The organism is Amycolatopsis sp. cmx-11-12 (assembly GCF_046269425.1).
Taxonomy (GTDB): domain Bacteria; phylum Actinomycetota; class Actinomycetes; order Mycobacteriales; family Pseudonocardiaceae; genus Amycolatopsis.
In genome coordinates, this window is the sequence record NZ_JADNQM010000031.1 from 1 (window position 1) to 19650 (window position 19650).

Genomic DNA, 19650 nt, shown 5'->3' on the forward strand with positions numbered 1-19650 from the left:
CGCCGCCCAACTCAACCGCCGCCCACGCAAAACACTCGACTGGGACACCCCAGCCGAGCGCCTCGCTAAACTCCTCACCAAAACCAGTTGATCACCCGTGTTGCAACGACCCCTGAAATCCACCCCTCGGCTGAGCCGAGGGAAGGGGGCCTTCACGCGCCCGCGGCGGACAAAGCCGCCTGGCCGTCCAGGAATTCGGTGACGCTTTCGGCAAGACCGCGGGCCTCGTGCACCAGCGCCTCGATTGCGGTCCACCGGCGATGGACGCGTTCCGGGTCCACCACCAGGACGCCGGAAACCATGTCCAGGTAGAGGTTCGCGTCCGCGCAGACCTCCGCCAGCCGCAGGAACGGATGGTGGTCGGCCTCGGTGCCCGCGCCGTGCGCGGCCGCCCATTGGCGGGCCCGCAGTCCCGCGCCGTGGCAAGCCTCGACGAGGAAGGACCGGATCTCCTCGGCGCGGGTTTCCGGACGCGCGGGCGGTTTCCCCATCAGCGGGAAGATCTTCCAGGCCACCGAGAGCAGGCAATCGGCCACGTCATCCATCGACTCCACGTCCACCGCGAGGAGTGTTCCGGGCCGTCCCCGGCGGCAGGCGGATCGACTCGCATGAGCGAGCGGAACAACCCGATCGGGTGCCGAACGGCCTCAGGCGGCCGTGGCGGCAGGCACGTCGACCGCCCGCACGTCCACCACTTCGAGACCGGCGATCAAACCGGACAGTCCTTTGTGGCCTTGCGGCCGGATCGCGAGGATCCCGCTGACGAAGAACAACAGGTTCGCCAGCGGTTCGAATCCGCCGTTGACCGCGGAAGCCAGAGTGAGCAGCGTGAAATAGCCACCGGAACCCGCGAGGAACCGCACGATCATCCGCCACAGGGCGGGTTTCCCGCCGTCCGGCCCGGCGGGGCGCAGCAACACGATCCGCTGACCGAAGCTGGCGCCGTTGCCCGCGACAGGGATGACGAACAGCAGGAGCACCGCGGGGAACAGCGTGCTGATCAGCGCCAGGACCACGGCGTTGGGTTCGCCCGCCAGCAGGGTCGTCACGATCCCGACGGTCGTGCCGAGCAGGACGACCGAGACGAGGTCGACGGCCATCCCGAGCAGACGGCGGCGTGCGGTGACGGGACGCGGTGTTCCCGGCGGCGCGGACGGCTCGTTGCCCGGCAGCAGCCGCAGCAAGGGAGCGAGCCCGAATCCGACGGCGGCACCGAGGGTGTTGGTCAGCAGGTCGTCGACGTCGGCCAGCCGGTACGGGCATTCGAACAGGAACCAGACCCCGGTGAGCTGGGTGCACTCGATGAACAGCGAGACCGCGAACCCGATGGCGACGGTGGCCACGAAACCGCGGCGGAAGAGGTGCCGCGCGAACATCCCCAGCGGCACGAACAAGACGACGTTGAAGACCGCCTGCTGGACCGCGGGATTGCGCAGGAAGGCCCGCAGACCGGCGCCGGTCTGCTCGCGGCGGATGTCGGCGAGGAACTGGAAGGGGCGCAGTTGCAGGTGACTCGACGCGTGCTCGGCGCACCACGCCGCCGTGGTCTGCGGGATGGGGAGCAGCGTGTACGTCCACAGTGACATGGCGTAGACCAGGAAGCCGAACACCAGCAGGACCCGCCAGAGCCCGAGTTCGCCACGGCGCCGGTAGCTCGCCGCGATATATGGGACGGCCAGAACGCCCGCGAGCACGAAACCCGCGAACACCGCGATGATCGCGGAGACGGTCGGATCAGTCACTCGCGGAAGCTAGCAACGCTCGCTCAGGCGCACCCGTTACGCCACCTGGCCGGGTGATGCCGTCGCCGGGAGCGAGGGCTCGCTGATGCGCGAGCGCGGCGATGGCGAAGGTCAGATGGACGACGACCCAGTTGCGGTCTTCCCCGTGGACCCGCTGCAACAGGTCGAGTGTGGCGTCGCCCGGGCTGCGGCCCTGACGGCAGGCGTCGATGAACGCCTGGGTCAGGTCGTCGACGTTCTCACGGAACTCCGCGAAGGCGTCGGCGGGCTGGGCACTGGAGCAGAAATCCACGGTCACGTCACTCAGCGTTCCATAGCGCGACACAAAGTTACGAATCGACGGTTCCGGAATCACTCACGTGAGGTAGTCCCACGCGGTTCTCTGTGCTCTGCGTCACGCCGAAGCAAGGCTGGCGGGCATCCGGCGTTCCCGTTCGGCCGCCTTCGCCCGGCGGGTGACCGGGAAGCGCTGGTCGAGCTCGACCAGCAGCGGGGTCACCGCCATCAGCGTGAGCAGAGCGAATCCGGAGTAAGCACCCAAGGTAGCGATGATCGTCATTTCGGCCTCCTCGATCCCCGTACCGCCTGTTTCGGCGGCCTGGACCAGGATCGCCTCTCGGCGGGGTGCGGCGGATCGGTCATCCGGCGGGCGCGCCTCGACCGGTCGGCCTTTTCGGGACTGACCGATCGGCCGACCCCGGACGGCGATGCAGCAGATCGAACCGTGACCACATGGCTTCGGCCGCCTCGATCGATTCGCCGGTGCGGACGGGGTCGACGGCGGCGAGTTGCGCGACGATCGCCTGCACCAGGCTCATGCCCGCGGTCAGCGACGGGAAGAAGGTGACGCCTTCGGCGGGCACCATCAGCACCTGCTCGACGGCACCCGCCAGCGCGGGACTGGCCGCGTCGGTGATGGCGAAGGCGCGCGCTCCCCTGGCCTTCGCCTCGTTCGCGGCGAGGACGGTGCTTTCGTACAGGCGCCAGAAACTGATCGCGATCAGCACGTCCTCGCCGGTGAGTTTCGCCGTGGCGTTGGCGAGTTCGGCGTCGCCGGCGGTGATCGCGTGGACGTCGTAACCGGCGAGCCGGGCGTTGTGCGCGAAGGCGATCCCGACCGCGGCATAGCTGCCGTCTGCGATGACGAGCGTGCGACGCGCGGCGGCGACGGCGTGCGCGACGTTGCGGATCTCGTCCTCGGCGAACCGCCGGTTGAGCAGAGCGAGACTGTCTAGGTCGCGGCGCAGCGACGCCGACCCTGGCGAGTCGACGTCGCGGTGTTCCTCGGCCACCTGCGGCGCGCTCAGCGACGACATGTACCGCGCCCGCAATTCCTGTTGCAGCGCGGGCCAGCCCGCGAACCCCAGCGCCTGCGCGGTCCTGGTGACGGTGGCGACGTTGACCCCGGCGAGCTGGGCGAGCTCGGCCGTCGAGCCGAACGAAGCCCGGCGCGGTTGCGAGACCAGTACTTCGAGCACGGCGGCGGACTTCGGCCGCAAGCCGCGTTCCGGCGTCCGATCCCGAAGCCACGCCTCGAAACCGTCGTCGATCCCCGTCTCTGCCACGCATACCCTCCCTCGACCGCGTCACGGTAACGCATCGTGCCCGCCGAACCACTTGCAACAACCATTGCAGTTTTACAGAAACGCAGTATACGTTGTCCGCACTCCTCGTCGCCCGAACCACGGAAGGCGTTCCCCATGACGCTTCTGGCACGGCTGGACCGGCTCCCTCTGAGCCGTCCTCACTATCTACTCCTGCTCATCGGCGGGCTCGGCTACACCTTCGACGGCATGGACTCCGCCGTGGTCGCCTTCCTCCTGCCGAGCGCGAAAGCGGCCTGGGGTCTCGACAACGGACAGCTCGGGCTGATCGGTTCGGCGACGCCGTTCGGCTTCCTCTTCGGCGCGATCGCCGCCGGCCTGCTTGGCGACCGCATCGGCCGCAAGAAGGTCATGATGTACGCGCTGGCCTTCTACGCGGTGTTCTCGGTGCTCGCCGCCTTCTCCCCCAACTACGAGATCTTCCTGGGCGCCCGGGTACTGGCCGGGGCCGGCGCGGGCGCGGAAAGCGCGATCATCGCGCCGTTCCTGTCGGAATTCGTCCCGGCCAAACGGCGCGGCTGGTTCGTCGGCGCGCTCGCCGGGTTCTTCTCGTTCGGCTTCGTCATGGCCGCGCTGATCGGAAGGTTCGTCGTCCCGACGGTGCCGGAAGGCTGGCGGGTCGCCCAGCTGATCACCGCGCTGCCGATCGTCATGCTGCTGTGGTGGCGCCGGTCGCTGCCGGAATCACCGAGGTTCCTGGTCGCGAACGGGCGTCACGCCGAGGCGGAGAAGATCGTCGCGAAACTGGAGCGGGACGTCGAAAAGGCGACCGGGCAGCCACTTCCGGCCGTCGCCGAGACCGACGCCAAGCCCGCGACGGAGACGCCCAAGGTCAACCTCCTCAGTGCGCTGAGGTTCCTGTGGAGCCCGGCGATGGCCCGCCGCACCGCGGTGATCTGGACCGTCTGGTTCGTGATCACGTTCTCCTACTACGGTTTCTTCTCCTGGATCCCGACACTGCTCGTCGAGCGCGGGATCACGGTGACCAAGAGCTTCGAGTTCTCCATCATCATCTACCTGGCGCAGATCCCCGGGTACTTCTCCGCGGCCTGGCTCTCCGAACGGCTGGACCGCAAGCACACCATCGCGTTGTACCTCGCGGGATCGGCGGTGAGCGCGTTCTGGCTGAGCCAGATGGACGCGCCGTGGTCGATCACCCTCGCCGGGGCGGTCCTGTCGTTCTTCCTCAACGGCACCTACGCCGGCGTGTACTCCTACACCCCCGAGGTGTTCCCGACCTGGATCCGCGCCAGCGGGACCGGGCTGTCCAGCGCGTTCGGCAGGCTCGGCAGCATCCTGGCCCCGACGATCATCGGCCTGTCCGCCGCGAGCCTCGGGTTCGCCGGCGTCTTCGGCATGACCACCGCAGTCCTGGCGGCCGGGGTGGTGGTCGTGGTCGTGTTCGGCCTGTCCACCGCAGGCCGCTCACTGGAAGAGCTGACCGAACACGGCGCGCCCGTGACCACCGCGAAGGAGATGACGAAGTGACCGTGTCACTGTCCACTGTGGAGGACAAGACCCGCGCCACGATCGGCGTACGGCTGTTCACCGTGCTGGCGTGGGTGCCCGAACGGCGGGCGCTGCGGCGCGTGCACAGCAGCCATCCGGAGGAATATCCGGTCGGCGGCGAGAAGACCGTCGAGGTGGCCGCGGGCTGGCTGGACCAGTGCATCACGGGCCAGGAGCCCTACTTCGGGCCGGACAGCGCGGCGGTGCGGGAGATCTTCGCCGACCACGAACTCATCGACCGGCTCGGCTGCGGCGCGGTGATCAACGTGCCGGTGGTCGACGGCGACCGCACCCTCGGCGTCCTCAACATCCTCGACGCCGAAGGCAGTTACGACGACGATTCCGTCACGGCGGCCCGTTCTCTGGCACCGTTGGCGGTCCCGGCCCTGCGCGAACTCCTGGAGACCCGATGAACGGATCACTGCTCCTTCGCAACGCCCGGCTGCTCGACCCGGTCAAGGGCGAGTACACCGAGGGCGACCTCAGGTGTGCCGACGGCCGGATCGTCGAGACCGGCACGGGCCTCACCGCCGGTGACGTGCGGACCGAGGACCTGCGCGGCGCGTTCGTGTTGCCCGGTCTAGTCGACGCGCACGTCCACGTGACGGCGTCGACCGCGGATCTGGGGTCGCTCCCCTCGTCGTCCCCCTCCTACGTGGCCGCGCACAGCGCCCGCACCATGAGCCGGATGCTGGACCGGGGCTTCACCACGGTCCGGGACGCCTCCGGTGCCGATTACGGCCTCGCCGACGCGCAGGCCGAGGGGCTGTTCCGCGGCCCGCGCCTGCTGTTCTGCGGACGCGCGCTGAGCCAGACCGGCGGGCACGGCGACAGCCGGACCCGCGGCGCCAACGCCAGCGACGACCATCCGTGCTGCGCGGGTCTCGGCCGGGTCGCCGACGGTGTCGACGCGGTCCGCGCGGCGGCGCGCGACGAACTGCGCAAGGGGGCGCACCACATCAAGGTGATGGCCTCCGGCGGCGTCGCCTCCCCCACCGACCGGGTCGACTCGACGCAGTACTCCGCCGAGGAACTGCGCGCGATCGTCGAGGAGGCGGAGGCGGCCAACCGCTACGTGGCCGCGCACGCTTACACCGCCCGTGCGGTGAACCGAGCCCTGGAGCTGGGTGTCCGGTCGATCGAGCACGGCAACCTGATCGACGACCTCAGTGTCGAACTGTTCCTCCGGCACGACGCGTACCTCGTGCCCACTTTGGTCACGTACTGGGCGCTGAAGGAGGAAGGGCGCGAGCACGGGCTGCCGGAATCGAGCTGGCGCAAGGTCGACGACGTCCTCGGCGCGGGTATGGCCGCACTGGAACGGGCCGCTCGCGCTGGGGTGAAACTGGTGTACGGCAGCGATCTCCTCGGCGGGATGCACCGGCACCAGAACCACGAATTCCGGCTGCGCGGGGAGGTCCAGTCCGCGCTTGAGGTGATCCGCTCCGCGACGTCGACTGCGGCGGACCTGCTCAACCTGACCGGCGAGATCGGCACCCTGGCGCCCGGCGCGTACGCCGATCTCGTCGTCGTGGACCGGGATCCGCTGGAGGACGTCGGCGTCCTGGCCGAGCCGAAGGCGTTCCGGCACATCGTCCAGGGCGGGACCGTGGTCTCCGCCTGACGCGTTTCGTCCTCTAGTTGCGGTAGTTGCCCGTGCATGGATCGCAACTAGAGGACGAACCCCGCGGGGAACGGGTCGTCCGGATCGAGCAGGTAGGTGGCGTTCCCGGTGATCCAGGCGCGTCCGGAGAACTCCGGCACCACGGCCGGGACACCGCCGACAGTGGTCTCCTCGACCAGCTCGCCGATGAAAGTGGTGCCGATGAACGAACTGTTCTCGAACGGCGTGTGCAGCGGCAGCTCACCGCGGGCGTGCAACTGCGCCATCCTGGCCGAGGTCCCGGTGCCACACGGCGACCGGTCGAACCAGCCGGGGTGGATCGCCATCGCGTGCCGGGAAGCCCGTGCGTCCGATCCCGGGGCGAGGAACTGGACGTGCTTGCAGCCGCCGATCAGCGGATCGACCGGATGCTTCGGCCGGCACTGGTCGTTGATCGCCGCCATGATGTCCAGCCCCGCGGCCAGTATCCGGTCCTTCTCCGCGCGATCGAACGGTATGTCCACTTGGGACAGTTCGAGGATGGCGTAGAAGTTGCCGCCGTAGGCAAGGTCGTAACGCACTTCCCCGAGGCCGGGCACGTCGACGAGGGCGTCCCGGTCGGCGAGGAACGACGCCACGTTGCGCAGTTTGACGCGTTCCGCGCGACCGTCCCGGACGTCGACTTCGGCGTGCACCAGCCCGGCCGGGGTGTCCAGGCGCACCACGGTCTTCGGTTCGGTCACCTCCACCATGCCGGTCTCCACCAGCACCGTCGCGACACCGATCGTGCCGTGCCCGCACATCGGCAGGCAGCCGGACACCTCGATGTACACCACGCCCCAGTCGGCGTCCGGCCGGGTCGGTGGCTGCAGGATCGCCCCGCTCATCGCGGAATGACCGCGCGGCTCGTTCACCAGGAACTGCCGCAGGTGATCCATGTGGTCCATGAAGTACCGGCGGCGTTCGGCCATGGTGTCGCCGGGGATGACGCCGACCCCGCCGGTCACCACCCGGGTCGGCATGCCCTCGGTATGCGAGTCGACGGCGGTGATCGACCGGATCGAGCGCATCTACTCCACCCCCAGCGAGGCGAGCGCGCGACGCATGTCGGCGGTGACCTGCTCGCGATGCTCGTCCGTCAGCGGCCCGCGCGGCGGACGGCACGGCCCGCCGTAGCGGCCGACGAGATCCATGCCCAGCTTGATGGCCTGGACGAACTCCGTCCGCGAGTCCCAGCGGAACGCGGCCACCAGTGGTTCGTACAGCGCCATGGCCTCCTCCAGCTTCCCTGCCCTGGCCAGTTCGAACAGGCGGACCGACTCCGCGGGGAACACGTTCGGGAACCCGGCGAACCAGCCGGTCGCGCCCATCAGCAGGCTCTCCAGCACGACGTCGTCGGCGCCGCTGATCACGTCCAGTTCCGGTGCCTGCTCGCGGATCTCCAGCACTCGCCGGACGTCACCGGAGAACTCCTTGACCGCCACCACGTTGTCGATCGCCGCGATCTCGGCCAGCAGGCCAGGAGTGAGATCGACCTTGGTGTCGATGGGGTTGTTGTAGACCATCACCGGCAGGCCGACCGACGCCACCGCCTCGAAATGGGCGAGCACCTCGCCGCGGTTGGCGCGGTACATCGTCGGCGGCAGGCACAGCAGGCCGTGGGCGCCGTCCTCGGCCGCGATTTCCGCCCAGTGCCTGGCCTGATGCGACCCGGGGCCGTGCACGCCGACGACGACGATCCCGTCCCTACCGACGGTTTCGATCGCGGTGCGCGCGACGCGGCGGCGTTCGTCGTCGGTGAGCGACGAGTACTCGCCGAGGGAACCGTTCGGGCCGACGCCCCGGCAGCCGTTGTCGATCAGCCACCGGCAGTGCGCGGCGTAGGCCTCGTAGTCCACGGCCAGCCCGGCGGGCGCCGCTTCGTCCGCCCGGTACGGGAGGGCGGTCGCGACGACGACGCCACCGAGGTCGGGGGTGCTCATGCGGAGGTCTCCTTCGGTTCGGCGAGTTCGCCCAGCCGGATCGGCTGGGCGATCGGGCGGTGATGCCGTTCGGCGCCACCGCTGAGTTCGGACACGGTAGGGCCGCACATCCGGCCCTGGCACGGGCCGAGTCCGGCCCGGGTGCCGAGTTTCAGTGCGTGCGAGCCCGGGCAAGCCGGGTCGCCTGCCGCGCGGGTGAGTTCGCCGTACGTGGTTTCCTCGCAGCGGCAGACGATCGTGTCTTCGGCCAGCCAGCCGCGCCAGGCCGCGCCGATCGGGTGCGCGGCGGCGAGTCGTCCGGCGAAGGCCCGCGCCCGGTCACGTTCGCGGAGCAGTGATCGGCCAGGATCTCCTCCGGCGGCGACGCGGCCGGCCACCGCGCCTTCGGCCGCGGCGGTAACCGCGCCGCCGATACCGGTGATCTCACCCGCGGCGAAGACACTGTCCACTGTGGTCCGTTGCTCGTCGTCGACCCGCACGAAACCGCCGTCGAGGGCGCAGCCCGCCGCGACGGCGAGTTCGGGCTGCGGGACGAAACCGTGTCCGACGCAGACCGCGTCGACCTCGTACGTCCGCTCGGTGCCGGGAACGATCGACCAGTCGGCCCGGACCCTGGCTGTGACGACCTCGCGGACCCGGTCGGCCCCGCGCGCCTCGATCACGGCGTGGGCGAACCGGTACGGGACACGATGGCGGGCCAAGGTCGCGGCGTACCGGGCCAGCTCTGCCGACTTGCCCGCGTGGGCGGCCAGCTCCCACGGCCGCACCGACCATCCTTTTCGGACGGTCGCGAACGGGTTCGCCTCCAGTACGGCGACCACCTCCGCCCCGACGCCCAGCAGCGATTCCGCGACCGGCAACAGGAACGGCCCGGCCCCTGCGACGAGAACCCGGCGGCCGATCGCGACCCGCTCCCCCTTCGCCAGCGCCTGCGCCGCCCCCGCGGTGTACACACCGGGCAATTCCCAGCCGGGGAACGGCAGAGTGCGGTCGTGCGCGCCGGTCGCCAGGATCAGCGCGTCCGGCTCAAGGGACGATCGCCGCCGTCCGCTGCCATCAGCCTGCCCTCGCAGCACGTGCACCTGGTTTTCCGCGCGGTCGAGAGCCCAGACGGTGGATTCGGGCCACCACTGGCACCGTGGATGTTCCAGCAAGCGACGGCGCCGCTCGAATCCCGCCCAGCCGTGGTGGAGTCGCTCCGGGTTCCGCGCCGCGTAGGCCTCCGGCATCGTCCGGTGGTACTGCCCGCCGGGAGCTTCGGCCTGATCCAGCACAGTGACCCGGGCACCCGCCCGCAGCGCGTGCTCGGCCGCCGCGAGCCCGGCGGGTCCGGCGCCGACGATCACCACGTGCTTCATGCCCCGTCCTCCCGGGACTGGGTGCGGATTTCGTCGCCGTCGGCGGCTCGACGTCGGCACGCGCGGACGTCGGGCACGTCGTTGACCGTGAGCAAGCAGTCGAAACACGCGCCGATGCCGCAGAAAACGCCACGCGGCGCGCCGGAACGCGTGGTGCGCCACGAAGTCCGGCCCGCGGCGAGCAGTACACCCGCCACGCTCTGTCCCGCGATCCCGGTCAGGGGTTCGCCGTCGACGGTGATCCCGATCGGCCGGTCGGTGCGGCCCACCGGATCCTTGTCCCGGGGAAACAGTCGCCCGCTCATGCGGCCAATACCGCCAGACGGTCCACAGTGAATTCCGCGACCGGCATGGCGGGCTCCGCACCGGTGAGCAGTTCGCGCAGCAATCGCGCGGTGCCGACGCTCAGCCCGATACCGGCGCCTTCGTGTCCGGTGGCGTGCCAGAGATTACCCAGCCTCGGGTCCTCGCCGAGCACGGGGAGATGATCGTCGACGTAAGGCCGGAAGCCGCCGTAGGCCCGCATGATCGCGGCATCGGCCAGCGCGGGGAACAGCCGCAGCGCCTTGACCGCGATGGCGCTCAGCACCTCCGGCCGGATCGTGTCGTCGAAGCCGACCCGGCGCCGTGACGAGCCGATCAGCACGGTGCCGCCCCAGGTCGATTCGACGACGGCGGAAGTCTGTAAGTCGCCCGAATCGGCCCCGACCACGCCGACGTAATCGGCGTCGTAGACCTTGTGCCGGACGACGCCGGGCATCGGCGTCGTCACCAGCACTTCGCCACGGCGGGGCCGGACCGCGATCGGTGCGCCGAGGAGCGCCGCCACCTGGCCTGCCCACGGTCCCGCGGCGTTGACGACGACGTCCGCCTCGATCACCTCGCCGGGGACGCGGACACCGGTGATCCGTCCCTTTCGGACAGACGCGCCGACGACCTCGGTGTCGGACCGCAGCCGGGCGCCGTGGCGGAGTGCGGAACCGAGCAGGGCCAGCGCCGCACCCGCGGGCTGCACCTGGGCGTCCTCCGGGTAGTGGAACGCGGCGGTCACCTCGCGGGTCAGCGCGGGTTCGGCGTCAGCGAGTTCCTTGGGAGACAACGACTCCGCGCGAACCCCGAGTTGCGACGCGGCGAACGTGGTGAGAGCGCGGGCGCCGTCATCGGTGGTGGCGACCACGATGCCACCCTTGGGGTCGTACTCGATCGCCGAAGCGGCAAGCGCGTCCTCATCGGCGATTTCGGCGACCACCTGCGGCCACAGTCGAATGGAAAGCTTCGCGAGTTCGAGTTCGGCGCCCGGTCCCTTGTCGGAGACGAGGACGTTGCCCTCGCCGTGCGACGTAGTGCCCCCGGCGGGACGGCCGCGATCCACGACGACGACGTCGAAGCCCGCCCGGCTCAGCTCACGGGCACACGCGGCGCCGACGATGCCCGCGCCGAGTATCACCACGCGCGTTCGGTTCATCGACCCTCCAGCGTTCGGCAAAGCGAACGATCGGAGCGTAGGTTCCACCCCAGAAGGGTGTCAATACCCAGGGCGCCGTCAGCCCTTCAGCACCGGATGCGGCCTGCCGTCGAGCCGTTCGTCGGCGCGGTACTGCAGCAGCAGGACCGAGTGCACCGGACCCTCCGACGCGGTGTAGCAATGCGGCTCACGGGCGTCGAAGGCGACGTAGTCCCCCGGGCCGACTTCGACGGTCCGCCCCGCCACTTCGACCCGCAGCGAACCGGACTGCACGACGGTGTGCTCGATCCCGACGTGCCCTTGCGAACGCTGCGGCGCGTCACCGCGCACCACCTGGTCGTACACCTCGAAGACGCCGTCACCGGCCTCGATCCGGCGCAGTGGCCGGAGATCGACGCCCTCGCCGCTGAGCACTTCGACGTCGGCGCCGCGAACCACGGTGAGCGCGCCACCCGCGCGGTGGTCGAGCAGGTCGGAGATCGCCACCTCCAGCACCCTGGACAGGCTGAACACGGTTTCGATGGTCGGATTGCCGCCGCCGGACTCCAGCTGCGACAGCGTCGCCTTGCCGATGCCCGACCGGCGGGACAGCTCCGACAGCGAGATCCCCCTCGCCGCCCTGGCCGCGCGCAGGTTGACCGCCAGCATGTCCCGGATCGAGGGCGCCTCGTCCTCCACCGCATCTCCCCTGTCGTTCGTCAAACCGTACGACCGGAGGGCGAATCGTTCGCTTTGCCGATCGAGTTCGCGGACATCATGACACGCCTGCCGACGGGGAGGGCATAGCCGCGGCCGATGGACGACGCGATGGTGGGAGCTGAAGGGGACTTCAGCTCCTGGCCGCCCGGACCCAGGCGGTGATCTCGTCCGCGGTCGACGGGAATCCGCTGGACAGCAGGTCGTGGCCAGATTCGGTGACCACGACGTTGTCCTCGATGCGGATGCCGAGGCCGCGCAGTTCGGGCGGCACGGTGCGGTCGGTGGCGTGGAAGTACAGGCCGGGTTCCACCGCCAGCGCCATGCCCTCGGCGAGGGTGCCCTCGCGATAGCCGGAGGGATGGGCGGCGGCGCAGTCATGGACGTCCAGCCCGAGGAAATGACCCGTACCGCAGACGATGTACCGCCGGTGCTGCTGCCCGTCCGGCGACAGCGCCTCGTCCACCGACACCGGGAGCAGGCCCCAATCGTGCAATCCCGCCGCGAGCACACCGAGCGCCGTCGTCTGGAAGGCGGCGAAATCGTTGCCAGGGCGCACTTCCGCCAGCGCCGCGAGATGCGCCTTGTACACCAGGTCGTAGACGTCGCGCTGCGCCGTCGTGAACTCGCCGCCGACCGGGAAAGTGCGGGTTATGTCGGCGGTGTACAAGGAATTCAGCTCGACTCCGGCGTCGAGCAGCAACAGGCTGTCTTCGGTCACCGGACCGTCGCAACGCGTCCAGTGCAGGATCGGCGCGTGCGATCCCGCCGCGACGATGGAGGTGTAGCCGGGGCCGGTGCCCTCCGTGCGGGCACGCCGGTCGAAAGTGCCTTGCAGCCAGCGTTCCCCGCCGCCGCGGACCGCCTCCGGCAGCGCGGCCAGCACGTCGGCGAACCCGAGCGCGGTGGCGTCGACGGCGTCGCGCAACTGCCCGATCTCCCACTCGTCCTTGATCCGGCGCAGATCCGCGAGGACCGTCCGGAGCCGTTCGCTGTGGCCGAAGCCGTACGCGTCGAGCACGGGATCGACCCCCGCACCGACCAGCACGCTCGGGTTCCGCCCGCGCAAGCCGTGCGGAAGGTCCTCCAGCGGACGACATTCGATGCCGAACGCGTCGCCGTACGCGGCCGGTCCGGCGGCGGTGCCGACCCACAGCGGACTGGTGTCGGCATCGCCGACGAAGTCGGGCTCGTCCACCTCGGCGGGGCGCGGGACGTACAGCGTGGCGTGGTGACTGTCCCCGGCCGGGGTCAGCACCAGGACCGCGCCCTCGCGCTGGCAACCGGTGAGCCAGACGAAGTCGCTGTCGGCACGGAAGCCGTGGAACGTGTCGTTGGAGCGCACCACGGCACGGCCGGCGGCGAGCGCGATCCGCTGCCCCGGCAGTTCCGCCGACAGCCTGCCGCGATGGGCTGCCGCCGCCTCGGCGGTGCCCGGCGGCACGTCGACGACGTCGTCGGCAGGCTCCCAGCCGTCGCTGATCCAGTTCCGGAACCCCTTGGCGGCCAGCAGCGCGCGCAGGTCCGGCCGGGTTCGGTCGCCGGTCATCGGCTCCCCTTTCAGGTAGTCGGAGTTCTCTTCGAGAGGTGCGAAGCCCAGCGGCCGTGTCGCGAAAGCCACTTTCGCGACGTCTGATGTCCCGAAAGTGGCTTTCGCGACACCCGGAAGGCCACTCACGACCACCTTCACATCGCGAAGGGCCGGGCCGTAATGACCGGCGGCGATAGACTCCGGCTATGGCCCTGGAGATCCGGCACCTGCGGGCGATCTGCGCCATCGCCGAAGCGGGCAGCCTCTCGCAGGCGGCCGCCGCGCTGGGCATGTCCCAGCCGTCGCTGACCTCCCTGCTCCAGCGGCTCGAACGGCAGATCGGCGCGCCGCTGTTCGTCCGCAGCCACACCGGCGTGACCCCGACCCCGGTCGGCGAGCAGACACTCCGCCGGGCCCTCACCCTGCTCGTGGAGTTCGACAGATTCGAAAGCGACCTGCTCGGCGCGCTGGGCGACGGCCCGGTCCGGCTCGGATCGTCCCAAATGGACTGTCTGCCCACCTTCGTCGAGCGGCTGGACGACGCGCTGCCTGGACTGGACGTGACCGTGCACGTGGAGCCGTCCAGCGCGGTGCTGGCGCAGGCTTTGGGCCGCTCCACTCTCGATATCGCCGTCATCGCCATGTCCGACGACCAGGAAGTCCCGCTGGCGAAGCATTTGGGGCATCGGGTGCTGTTCTCGTGGCTGCCCGTCTTCGTCGGTCTTCCCGCCCGCCACCGGCTCGCTGACGGCTTCGAGGTCGACCTGGCCGACCTCGCCGACGAAGCGTGGATCGGTCCCCCGGGTCCCGAGGACGGCTCGCTGACGTCGCTGCGCGCGGCCACACACCGCGCGGGGTTCACGCCCCGGATCCGCTTCGAATGCCCCAACGGCGGCGGACGGCACCTGATCGCGGCCGGGCAGGCCGTGCAACTCGTGGAACCCACCGCGCCCGAACTGCCGGGCATGGTCGTCCGGCCGCTCAAGGACGATCCCATGCGGATGCGACTCGTATTGGCGTGGCGCAAGGAACGACTCACGTGGGACCAGGCGGAAAACGTGTATCGCGCGGTCATGACGTCCTACACGCGGCACGCGATGGCGTCGACGCCGTTCCGGACCTGGTGGGAACACCGGCGCAGTTCCCGGTCCGGGGATGGGCTGGTGGACTTCTTCCGGGTGGCCGGTTCCTGAGCGGTCAAGGCGGATCCGCCGCCAGGAAGCCGCCGTTTTCGAACACCCTGTAACCAGATCCCGCCTCGCCGCGATTGACCCGGTATCTGGGGAACGGAGACGGGAGATGATGGCGCAACGGCTGTGGCTGGGACTGGCGGTCGTCTACACGTGCACCGCCGTGATCCAGCTCTATCTTCTCGCCAGCACCGGTGCTGTCTGGGCCGGGACACTCACCGCGGTCGGCTTCGTGGCGGCACTCCTGTGCGCCACCGCCGCCTGGAAGGCCGCGAAACGAGAACGGGACGACACAAGGGAAGTCGACTCGCACCGCCCCTAGCGTCGGGGTTCTGCCCCGCGTGATTGATCATGCGCGAGCGTGAATCATGTCCCGTACCCAGGCGCGGTGTTGCCAGACGCGACGAGCAGCGTACGGTGACAAGTACGTGAGGTTGAGTCCACCAGCCCGCGCGAACGACCCGCACGTCCGCGACCCCGATTCTTTCTCAGGGCGACGCGGCGGCGAGTTGACTTGCGCAGCCGTTGTGCAGGCTTACCCGTTGTCCGTCTCGTCCCCGGCTATCCGGGAGACCAGCACCATGACCGACCGAATCCCGTCCATGCGTGGCAGCCGCGACAGCCCTGTCCTCCATGCCACCGTTCCGCGACCGCGCCTGTCGGAAGACAACCTGTTGGAAGTCCAGCGGACCCGATGGAGTGAAGATCTGCTCGTCGTCTCCGCGGCGGGCGAAATCGACCTCGCCACCGCCGGAAGACTCGAACACGCCCTCTGGGGCGACCTCCCCACCTCCACGGTCCTCGATCTCACCGAGGTCACCTTCCTCGGCGTCGCCGGGTTGCGGGTCATCGAATCCGCCGCCGCCCGCGCCAACGCCGAACACCGGACGATCGGGGTCGTCGCCAGCACCCGCCCGGTGCTGAGGCTGCTGAACCTGTTCGGTGTCGACGTCCATATCCCCGTGTTCCAGTACCTCGCCAACGCGCTCCGCGACGTACCGAAGGCCTTGCCCAAACCCTGAAGGCGGTCAGGCCCCGGCGAGCGGCAGCAGTGTGGAGAGGCCCGTCTTCAGTGCCAGCCGCCGGATCGTCGGCGACGGCAGGAAACTCAGGTCGACGCCGCGGGTGGCGCACCGGTCGTTGATCCTGACCAGGGTCGCCAGACCGGTGGAATCGCAGAACTCCACGCCTTCGAGGTCGACGACGAGCCGTCCGGGCACGGGTTCCAGTGCCTCCTCGAAAGTCTCCTTGAGGTCTTCGGCCGTCGTCAGGTCGATCTCCCCCGCCACCGCGATGACGACCTTGGCACCATCGGGCCTGGCGAGCGTCACCGAGAACGGAACCTCCCGGATGTCGCCGTCTCCGCTCGTCACCGTCACACTCCCTCACGATCCGCACACCGAGAGTTCCGAAGATATCCGATGACGGCACCCCGTGCGCGCGGCACTCGCACCTCGATTCCCCCGGTGTCTTAGCCTGGTCAGTGGATCCGGCGGTCGTGGACCGCGGCGGGCGAGGAGGAGAAGCTCCGTGATGCCGATCGACGAGCCGGTGCGTGACAGCACCGACGAGCTGGTCCTCGAAGTCGCCGCCGTCGCCGCTCAGGCAGCCGCGTTGCGGGACGTCCTGACGAACTGGGCCCTCGAACGAGGCCTTCCCAGGGAACTGGCCGAGGATCTCAAACTCACCGCCTACGAAGCGATGACCAACGTCGTCAAGCACGCCTATCCGGACGGCACCGACGACAACGTCATGACGGTCACCGCCGCCTTCGTCGACGGTCACATCGAGATCACCGTCACCGACGAAGGCCGCTGGCGCGACGGTCGCCGCCCGGACGGCGGACGTGGCCTGCCGATCATCCGCGCCTTCGCGCCGGAGGCCTCCGTGACGAGCACACCCACCGGGACCGTCGTCCGGCTTGCCTGGCCCTGCCCCGCCGGTCCCGGTCGGGGTCCGATCACCGGGTGACGTCGTAGACCAGCTTCTGGACGCCGTTGCCGTAGGCCTCGCTCTCGACGAGCTTCAGGCTCTGCTTGTCCTTGTCGGTGTCGCTGAACAACTTCTTGCCCGCGCCGAGCAGGACCGGGAACAGCAGCAGGTGGTAGCGGTCGATCAGGCCGGCGTCGGCGAGGTTGCGGTTCAGCTCCGCGCTGCCGTGCACGATGATCGGCCCGCCGTCGGTCTTCTTGAGCTCGGCGACGTCGTCCAGCGAACGCAGGATCGTGGTCTCGCCCCAGTTGTCGGCGAGGTCTTCCTCCCGCAGGGTGGTCGAAACGACGTACTTCGGCATCGCGTTGTAGCCCGCGAATTCCACGGTCATGTCCGGCCACACCGGCGAGAACGCCTCGTAGCTGGCCCGGCCCATCATCATCGCCGTGGCCTCGCCCTGCTCGCGGCCCTTGAGCTCGTAGGCAGCTTCGTCGAACTCGATGCCGTTGAAGGTCCAGCCGGAGTTGCGGTAGCCCGGCTCCCCGCCGGGGCCTTCGACGACGCCGTCGAGCGAGACGAACGCGGTGGCGATCAGGGTGCGCATCTGGTTTCTCCTTGGTCGTTCTGAACTGCTTTCGACACTGCGTCGACCGGGAACCGGCGGATTCGACAGCTTGCCGGAAGAATTTTCCGCGATTCGATGATCAACCCTCGGCGTCGCGGACCAGCAGGGCGATCTGGACCCGGTTCTCGACCCGGAGTTTGGCGAGCATGCTGCTGGTGTGGGCCTTCACCGTCGCGACGGTGATGCTCAGCCTCCGCGCGACGTCGGTGTTGGACAGCCCCTCGGCGATGGCGTCCGCGGTCTCGCGTTCGCGGTCGGTCAGCGTGGCCAGCAGATCGCGAGCCGTGTCGCGGGACGTCCGGCGCGCGTCGGACGAATGCGGCCCGGTGGCCGCGGCGATCAGCCGGGCCGTGGCGGCGGGCGAGAGCGCGGGTTCCCCGGCGGCGACCGTCCGCACGGCGGCCAGGATCCGCGGCGGCGGGGTGTCCTTGAGAACGAAGCCGAGCGCGCCGACGCGCAGCGCGCCCAGCACCATCTCGTCCGTGTCGAACGTGGTGAGCACCAGCACCCGCGGCGGCTCCGGAAGCCTCAGGATCTCCTCGGTCGCGCTGAGCCCGTCACGCCCCGGCATCCGGACGTCCATCAGGACGACGTCGGGCCGCTGCTCCCCCACCACGGTGACCGCGGTGTCGCCGTCGGCTGCCTCGCCGACCACGACGAGATCGGGTTCGCCGTCGACGATGAGCCGCAACGCCATCCGCACCAGGTGTTCGTCGTCGACGAGCACGACCCGTATCCGCTCGTTGTCCATTCACTCGCTCCCTTCGCGGACCGGCCACGGCAGGCGCGCGGCGAGGACGAACCCGCCGCCGGGATCCGGGTGGTGGTCCAGTTCGCCGCCGGCCAGCGCGACCCGCTCGGCGAGGCCGAGCAGGCCGAAGCCCGAGGCGGGCGGGCCCGCGATCATCCGCGACGCACCGGAATCCCGGACCGTCGCCCGCACCCCGTCACCCGCCTCACCTTCGACGGTGACCGCCACCCGGGCCCCCGGCGCGTGCTTGCCCGCGTTGGTCAGCCCTTCCTGCACGATCCGGTAGACGGTCCTCGCGATCGCGTCGGGCGGCTCGCCCGCTGTCGTGGCCGTCAAGCTGACGTCGAGTCCCAGTGCTCGCGCGTTCGCGACGAGCGCGGGCAGGTCGGCGAGTGAGGGTTGCGGTGGTTCCAGCTCGTCCGGGCTCGCCCGCAGCACGCCGAGGACGTCCCGCAGTTCCTCCAGCGCCTGATGGGAGCCGTCGGCGATCCCGCGGGCCAGTTCCGCGACCTGGTCGGCGGGCAGGTCCGGGCGGTGTCCCAGCACTCCGGCCTGCATGGCGACCAGTGAGACCCGGTGCGCGAGGACGTCGTGCATCTCGCGGGCGATCCGGTGCCGCTCCAGGATCCGCGCCTCGGCCGCGCGGGCTGCCTGCTCCCGTTCCACGCTCTCGACCTGTTCCCGCAGGGAGCGCACTTCCTCCCGGCGCGCGCCGATCGCGGCACCGACGGCCACCGTGATGCCCACCAGCAGAATCGGGACGCTGAGCATCAGCCACAACGGTTCCGGCACCTCGCGCCGAGGATAGAGCTCGGCGGTGAACAGCGTGGTGACCACGCTCAGCACCGCGGCGACCGCCGTTTCCGCCGGTCGGCGCCGGGTGGCCAACGAGCAGAGTGCCAGCATCGCCGCACCGCCCGCCAGCACCGACGCCGTCGAGGCGAGGATGACCCCGATCGCGATCACGGCCGGGAAGCGACGGCGCCACAGCAGCGCGGCCAGGCAGGCGAGGGCCACCAGCGGATCGCCGGTGCTCAGCCACTGGACCCTGGGGCCGCCCACCCCCGGCGGCACCTGGGCGGCGGTGAGAATCCACAGCCCCACTCCCAGCGCGGCCGCCGACAGCAGCCGCCAGGCCTGCTGCCACGGCCGGAGAGGCGGAAAGGCGCCGAGGTCGGTGATCACCGGCCCCATCATGGTCGACCCGCCCGCGGCGGCGCAGCCGGACACGGGACGATCCCGGCCTCGACCTCGGTCGCGGCCGGGGTCGACTTTGGTCGGACACCGCGCGCGACGCGACGCCGATGTGCTCGCCGCCGGACCGAGCGAGGCTGGACCCACTCGCGAAACAGGAGGTAGGGAGCATGGGCAAGGGCGGTTATCTGGGGCTGCAGATTCTCGGGATGGTGGCGCTCGCCGTCTTCGCGCAGGCCGCCATCCGCAGTCTCTTCGACCATTCCGCGACCCAGTTATGGGGAGCGTTCGACTGGGTACCCGGTGAGTGGGGCGGCAGGTTGATCGTGTTCCTGCTGCTCGTGGCCGCCGGGACGGTGCTGGCGGGCTGGGCGCACGATCGTGGCAAGCAACTGTCCCGCTAGCGGAACGCCGGTCCGCTAGGATCCGCTGCCGGGCGATTTCCGTCTACTTCGGACGGAGGCGCGG

The 19650-nt window shown here is 70.0% G+C and carries 24 protein-coding genes; 8 read left to right on the forward strand and 16 right to left on the reverse strand.

Annotated elements, in window-relative coordinates:
• Positions 1-152: 152 nt before the first annotated feature.
• The 5 genes from ACLARN_RS32670 to ACLARN_RS32690 form a co-directional block, all read right to left on the reverse strand.
• Entirely contained in the window at positions 153-545 is a 393-nt protein-coding gene (locus ACLARN_RS32670) for a hypothetical protein (protein ID WP_409495323.1), read from the reverse strand.
• 102 nt (positions 546-647) lie between these two features.
• A complete protein-coding gene (locus ACLARN_RS32675; RefSeq protein ID WP_409495324.1) occupies positions 648-1742 on the reverse strand; it encodes a VanZ family protein in 1095 nt (364 codons plus the stop codon).
• A complete protein-coding gene (locus ACLARN_RS32680) occupies positions 1735-2040 on the reverse strand; it encodes a hypothetical protein (RefSeq protein WP_409495325.1) in 306 nt (101 codons plus the stop codon). The genes ACLARN_RS32675 and ACLARN_RS32680 overlap by 8 nt, the downstream gene beginning before the upstream one ends.
• A 96-nt stretch (positions 2041-2136) precedes the next feature.
• Positions 2137-2301 (reverse strand): hypothetical protein, encoded by a 165-nt coding sequence (locus ACLARN_RS32685; RefSeq protein WP_409495326.1) that lies wholly within the window; start codon positions 2299-2301, stop codon positions 2137-2139.
• Between the two features lie 79 nt (positions 2302-2380).
• A complete protein-coding gene (locus tag ACLARN_RS32690) occupies positions 2381-3307 on the reverse strand; it encodes a MurR/RpiR family transcriptional regulator (RefSeq protein ID WP_409495327.1) in 927 nt (308 codons plus the stop codon).
• Between the two features lie 135 nt (positions 3308-3442).
• On the opposite strand from ACLARN_RS32690, the gene ACLARN_RS32695 reads away from it, so the two are divergent.
• From ACLARN_RS32695 to ACLARN_RS32705, 3 genes are read left to right on the forward strand one after another with little or no spacing between them, the layout of a single operon-like run.
• A complete protein-coding gene (locus ACLARN_RS32695; RefSeq protein ID WP_409495328.1) occupies positions 3443-4834 on the forward strand; it encodes an MFS transporter in 1392 nt (463 codons plus the stop codon).
• The gene (locus tag ACLARN_RS32700; RefSeq protein WP_409495329.1) at positions 4831-5268 is read left to right on the forward strand and encodes a GAF domain-containing protein; all 438 of its coding nucleotides are present in this window, start codon (positions 4831-4833) and stop codon (positions 5266-5268) included. The genes ACLARN_RS32695 and ACLARN_RS32700 overlap by 4 nt, the downstream gene beginning before the upstream one ends.
• A complete protein-coding gene (locus ACLARN_RS32705) occupies positions 5265-6479 on the forward strand; it encodes an amidohydrolase family protein (protein WP_409495330.1) in 1215 nt (404 codons plus the stop codon). Before ACLARN_RS32700 ends, ACLARN_RS32705 begins: the two co-directional genes overlap by 4 nt.
• Positions 6480-6526: 47 nt before the next feature.
• Here the strand turns inward: ACLARN_RS32705 and ACLARN_RS32710 are convergent, their stop codons facing one another.
• The 7 genes from ACLARN_RS32710 to ACLARN_RS32740 all read right to left on the reverse strand — a co-directional run bounded on the left by ACLARN_RS32710 (position 6527) and on the right by ACLARN_RS32740 (position 13508).
• The gene (locus tag ACLARN_RS32710; protein WP_409495331.1) at positions 6527-7528 is read right to left on the reverse strand and encodes a proline racemase family protein; all 1002 of its coding nucleotides are present in this window, start codon (positions 7526-7528) and stop codon (positions 6527-6529) included.
• On the reverse strand, positions 7529-8440 hold the full coding sequence (locus ACLARN_RS32715; protein ID WP_409495332.1) for a dihydrodipicolinate synthase family protein: 912 nt from the start codon (positions 8438-8440) through the stop codon (positions 7529-7531). It lies immediately after the preceding gene.
• Positions 8437-9798 carry an NAD(P)/FAD-dependent oxidoreductase gene (locus tag ACLARN_RS32720; RefSeq protein ID WP_409495333.1) on the reverse strand — a complete coding sequence of 454 codons (1362 nt, stop codon included), beginning with the start codon at positions 9796-9798 and terminating at the stop codon, positions 8437-8439. Before ACLARN_RS32720 ends, ACLARN_RS32715 begins: the two co-directional genes overlap by 4 nt.
• A complete protein-coding gene (locus ACLARN_RS32725; protein ID WP_409495334.1) occupies positions 9795-10103 on the reverse strand; it encodes a (2Fe-2S)-binding protein in 309 nt (102 codons plus the stop codon). Before ACLARN_RS32725 ends, ACLARN_RS32720 begins: the two co-directional genes overlap by 4 nt.
• Entirely contained in the window at positions 10100-11263 is a 1164-nt protein-coding gene (locus ACLARN_RS32730) for an NAD(P)/FAD-dependent oxidoreductase (RefSeq protein ID WP_409495335.1), read from the reverse strand. Before ACLARN_RS32730 ends, ACLARN_RS32725 begins: the two co-directional genes overlap by 4 nt.
• A gap of 78 nt (positions 11264-11341) precedes the next feature.
• Entirely contained in the window at positions 11342-11941 is a 600-nt protein-coding gene (locus ACLARN_RS32735) for a helix-turn-helix domain-containing protein (RefSeq protein ID WP_409495336.1), read from the reverse strand.
• 151 nt (positions 11942-12092) lie between these two features.
• Positions 12093-13508, reverse strand: a complete 1416-nt coding sequence (locus ACLARN_RS32740; RefSeq protein ID WP_409495337.1) for an aminopeptidase P family protein — start codon at positions 13506-13508, stop codon at positions 12093-12095.
• Between the two features lie 188 nt (positions 13509-13696).
• Here ACLARN_RS32740 and ACLARN_RS32745 point away from each other — a divergent pair, with 188 nt between their 5' ends.
• From ACLARN_RS32745 to ACLARN_RS32755, 3 genes are all read left to right on the forward strand, one after another.
• On the forward strand, positions 13697-14683 hold the full coding sequence (locus ACLARN_RS32745; RefSeq protein ID WP_409495338.1) for a LysR family transcriptional regulator: 987 nt from the start codon (positions 13697-13699) through the stop codon (positions 14681-14683).
• Between the two features lie 106 nt (positions 14684-14789).
• Positions 14790-15002: a hypothetical protein gene (locus ACLARN_RS32750; protein ID WP_409495339.1), complete on the forward strand. Its 213-nt coding sequence runs from the start codon at positions 14790-14792 to the stop codon at positions 15000-15002.
• 259 nt (positions 15003-15261) lie between these two features.
• Positions 15262-15702 carry an STAS domain-containing protein gene (locus ACLARN_RS32755; protein WP_409495340.1) on the forward strand — a complete coding sequence of 147 codons (441 nt, stop codon included), beginning with the start codon at positions 15262-15264 and terminating at the stop codon, positions 15700-15702.
• A gap of 6 nt (positions 15703-15708) precedes the next feature.
• On the opposite strand, the gene ACLARN_RS32760 is transcribed toward ACLARN_RS32755, so the two are convergent.
• On the reverse strand, positions 15709-16053 hold the full coding sequence (locus ACLARN_RS32760) for an STAS domain-containing protein (protein WP_409495341.1): 345 nt from the start codon (positions 16051-16053) through the stop codon (positions 15709-15711).
• Positions 16054-16213: 160 nt separating this feature from the next.
• On the opposite strand from ACLARN_RS32760, the gene ACLARN_RS32765 reads away from it, so the two are divergent.
• Positions 16214-16651, forward strand: a complete 438-nt coding sequence (locus ACLARN_RS32765) for an ATP-binding protein (RefSeq protein WP_409495342.1) — start codon at positions 16214-16216, stop codon at positions 16649-16651.
• Here the strand turns inward: ACLARN_RS32765 and ACLARN_RS32770 are convergent.
• The 3 genes from ACLARN_RS32770 to ACLARN_RS32780 form a co-directional block, all read right to left on the reverse strand.
• Positions 16641-17216, reverse strand: coding sequence for a dihydrofolate reductase family protein (locus tag ACLARN_RS32770; protein WP_409495343.1), 576 nt, complete (start codon positions 17214-17216; stop codon positions 16641-16643). The genes ACLARN_RS32765 and ACLARN_RS32770 overlap by 11 nt on opposite strands.
• 100 nt (positions 17217-17316) lie before the next feature.
• Positions 17317-17988 (reverse strand): response regulator transcription factor, encoded by a 672-nt coding sequence (locus ACLARN_RS32775; RefSeq protein WP_409495344.1) that lies wholly within the window; start codon positions 17986-17988, stop codon positions 17317-17319.
• Entirely contained in the window at positions 17989-19173 is a 1185-nt protein-coding gene (locus tag ACLARN_RS32780; RefSeq protein ID WP_409495414.1) for a sensor histidine kinase, read from the reverse strand. It lies immediately after the preceding gene.
• 179 nt (positions 19174-19352) lie between these two features.
• On the opposite strand from ACLARN_RS32780, the gene ACLARN_RS32785 reads away from it, so the two are divergent.
• Positions 19353-19586, forward strand: coding sequence for a hypothetical protein (locus ACLARN_RS32785; RefSeq protein ID WP_409495345.1), 234 nt, complete (start codon positions 19353-19355; stop codon positions 19584-19586).
• Positions 19587-19650: the final 64 nt, after the last annotated feature.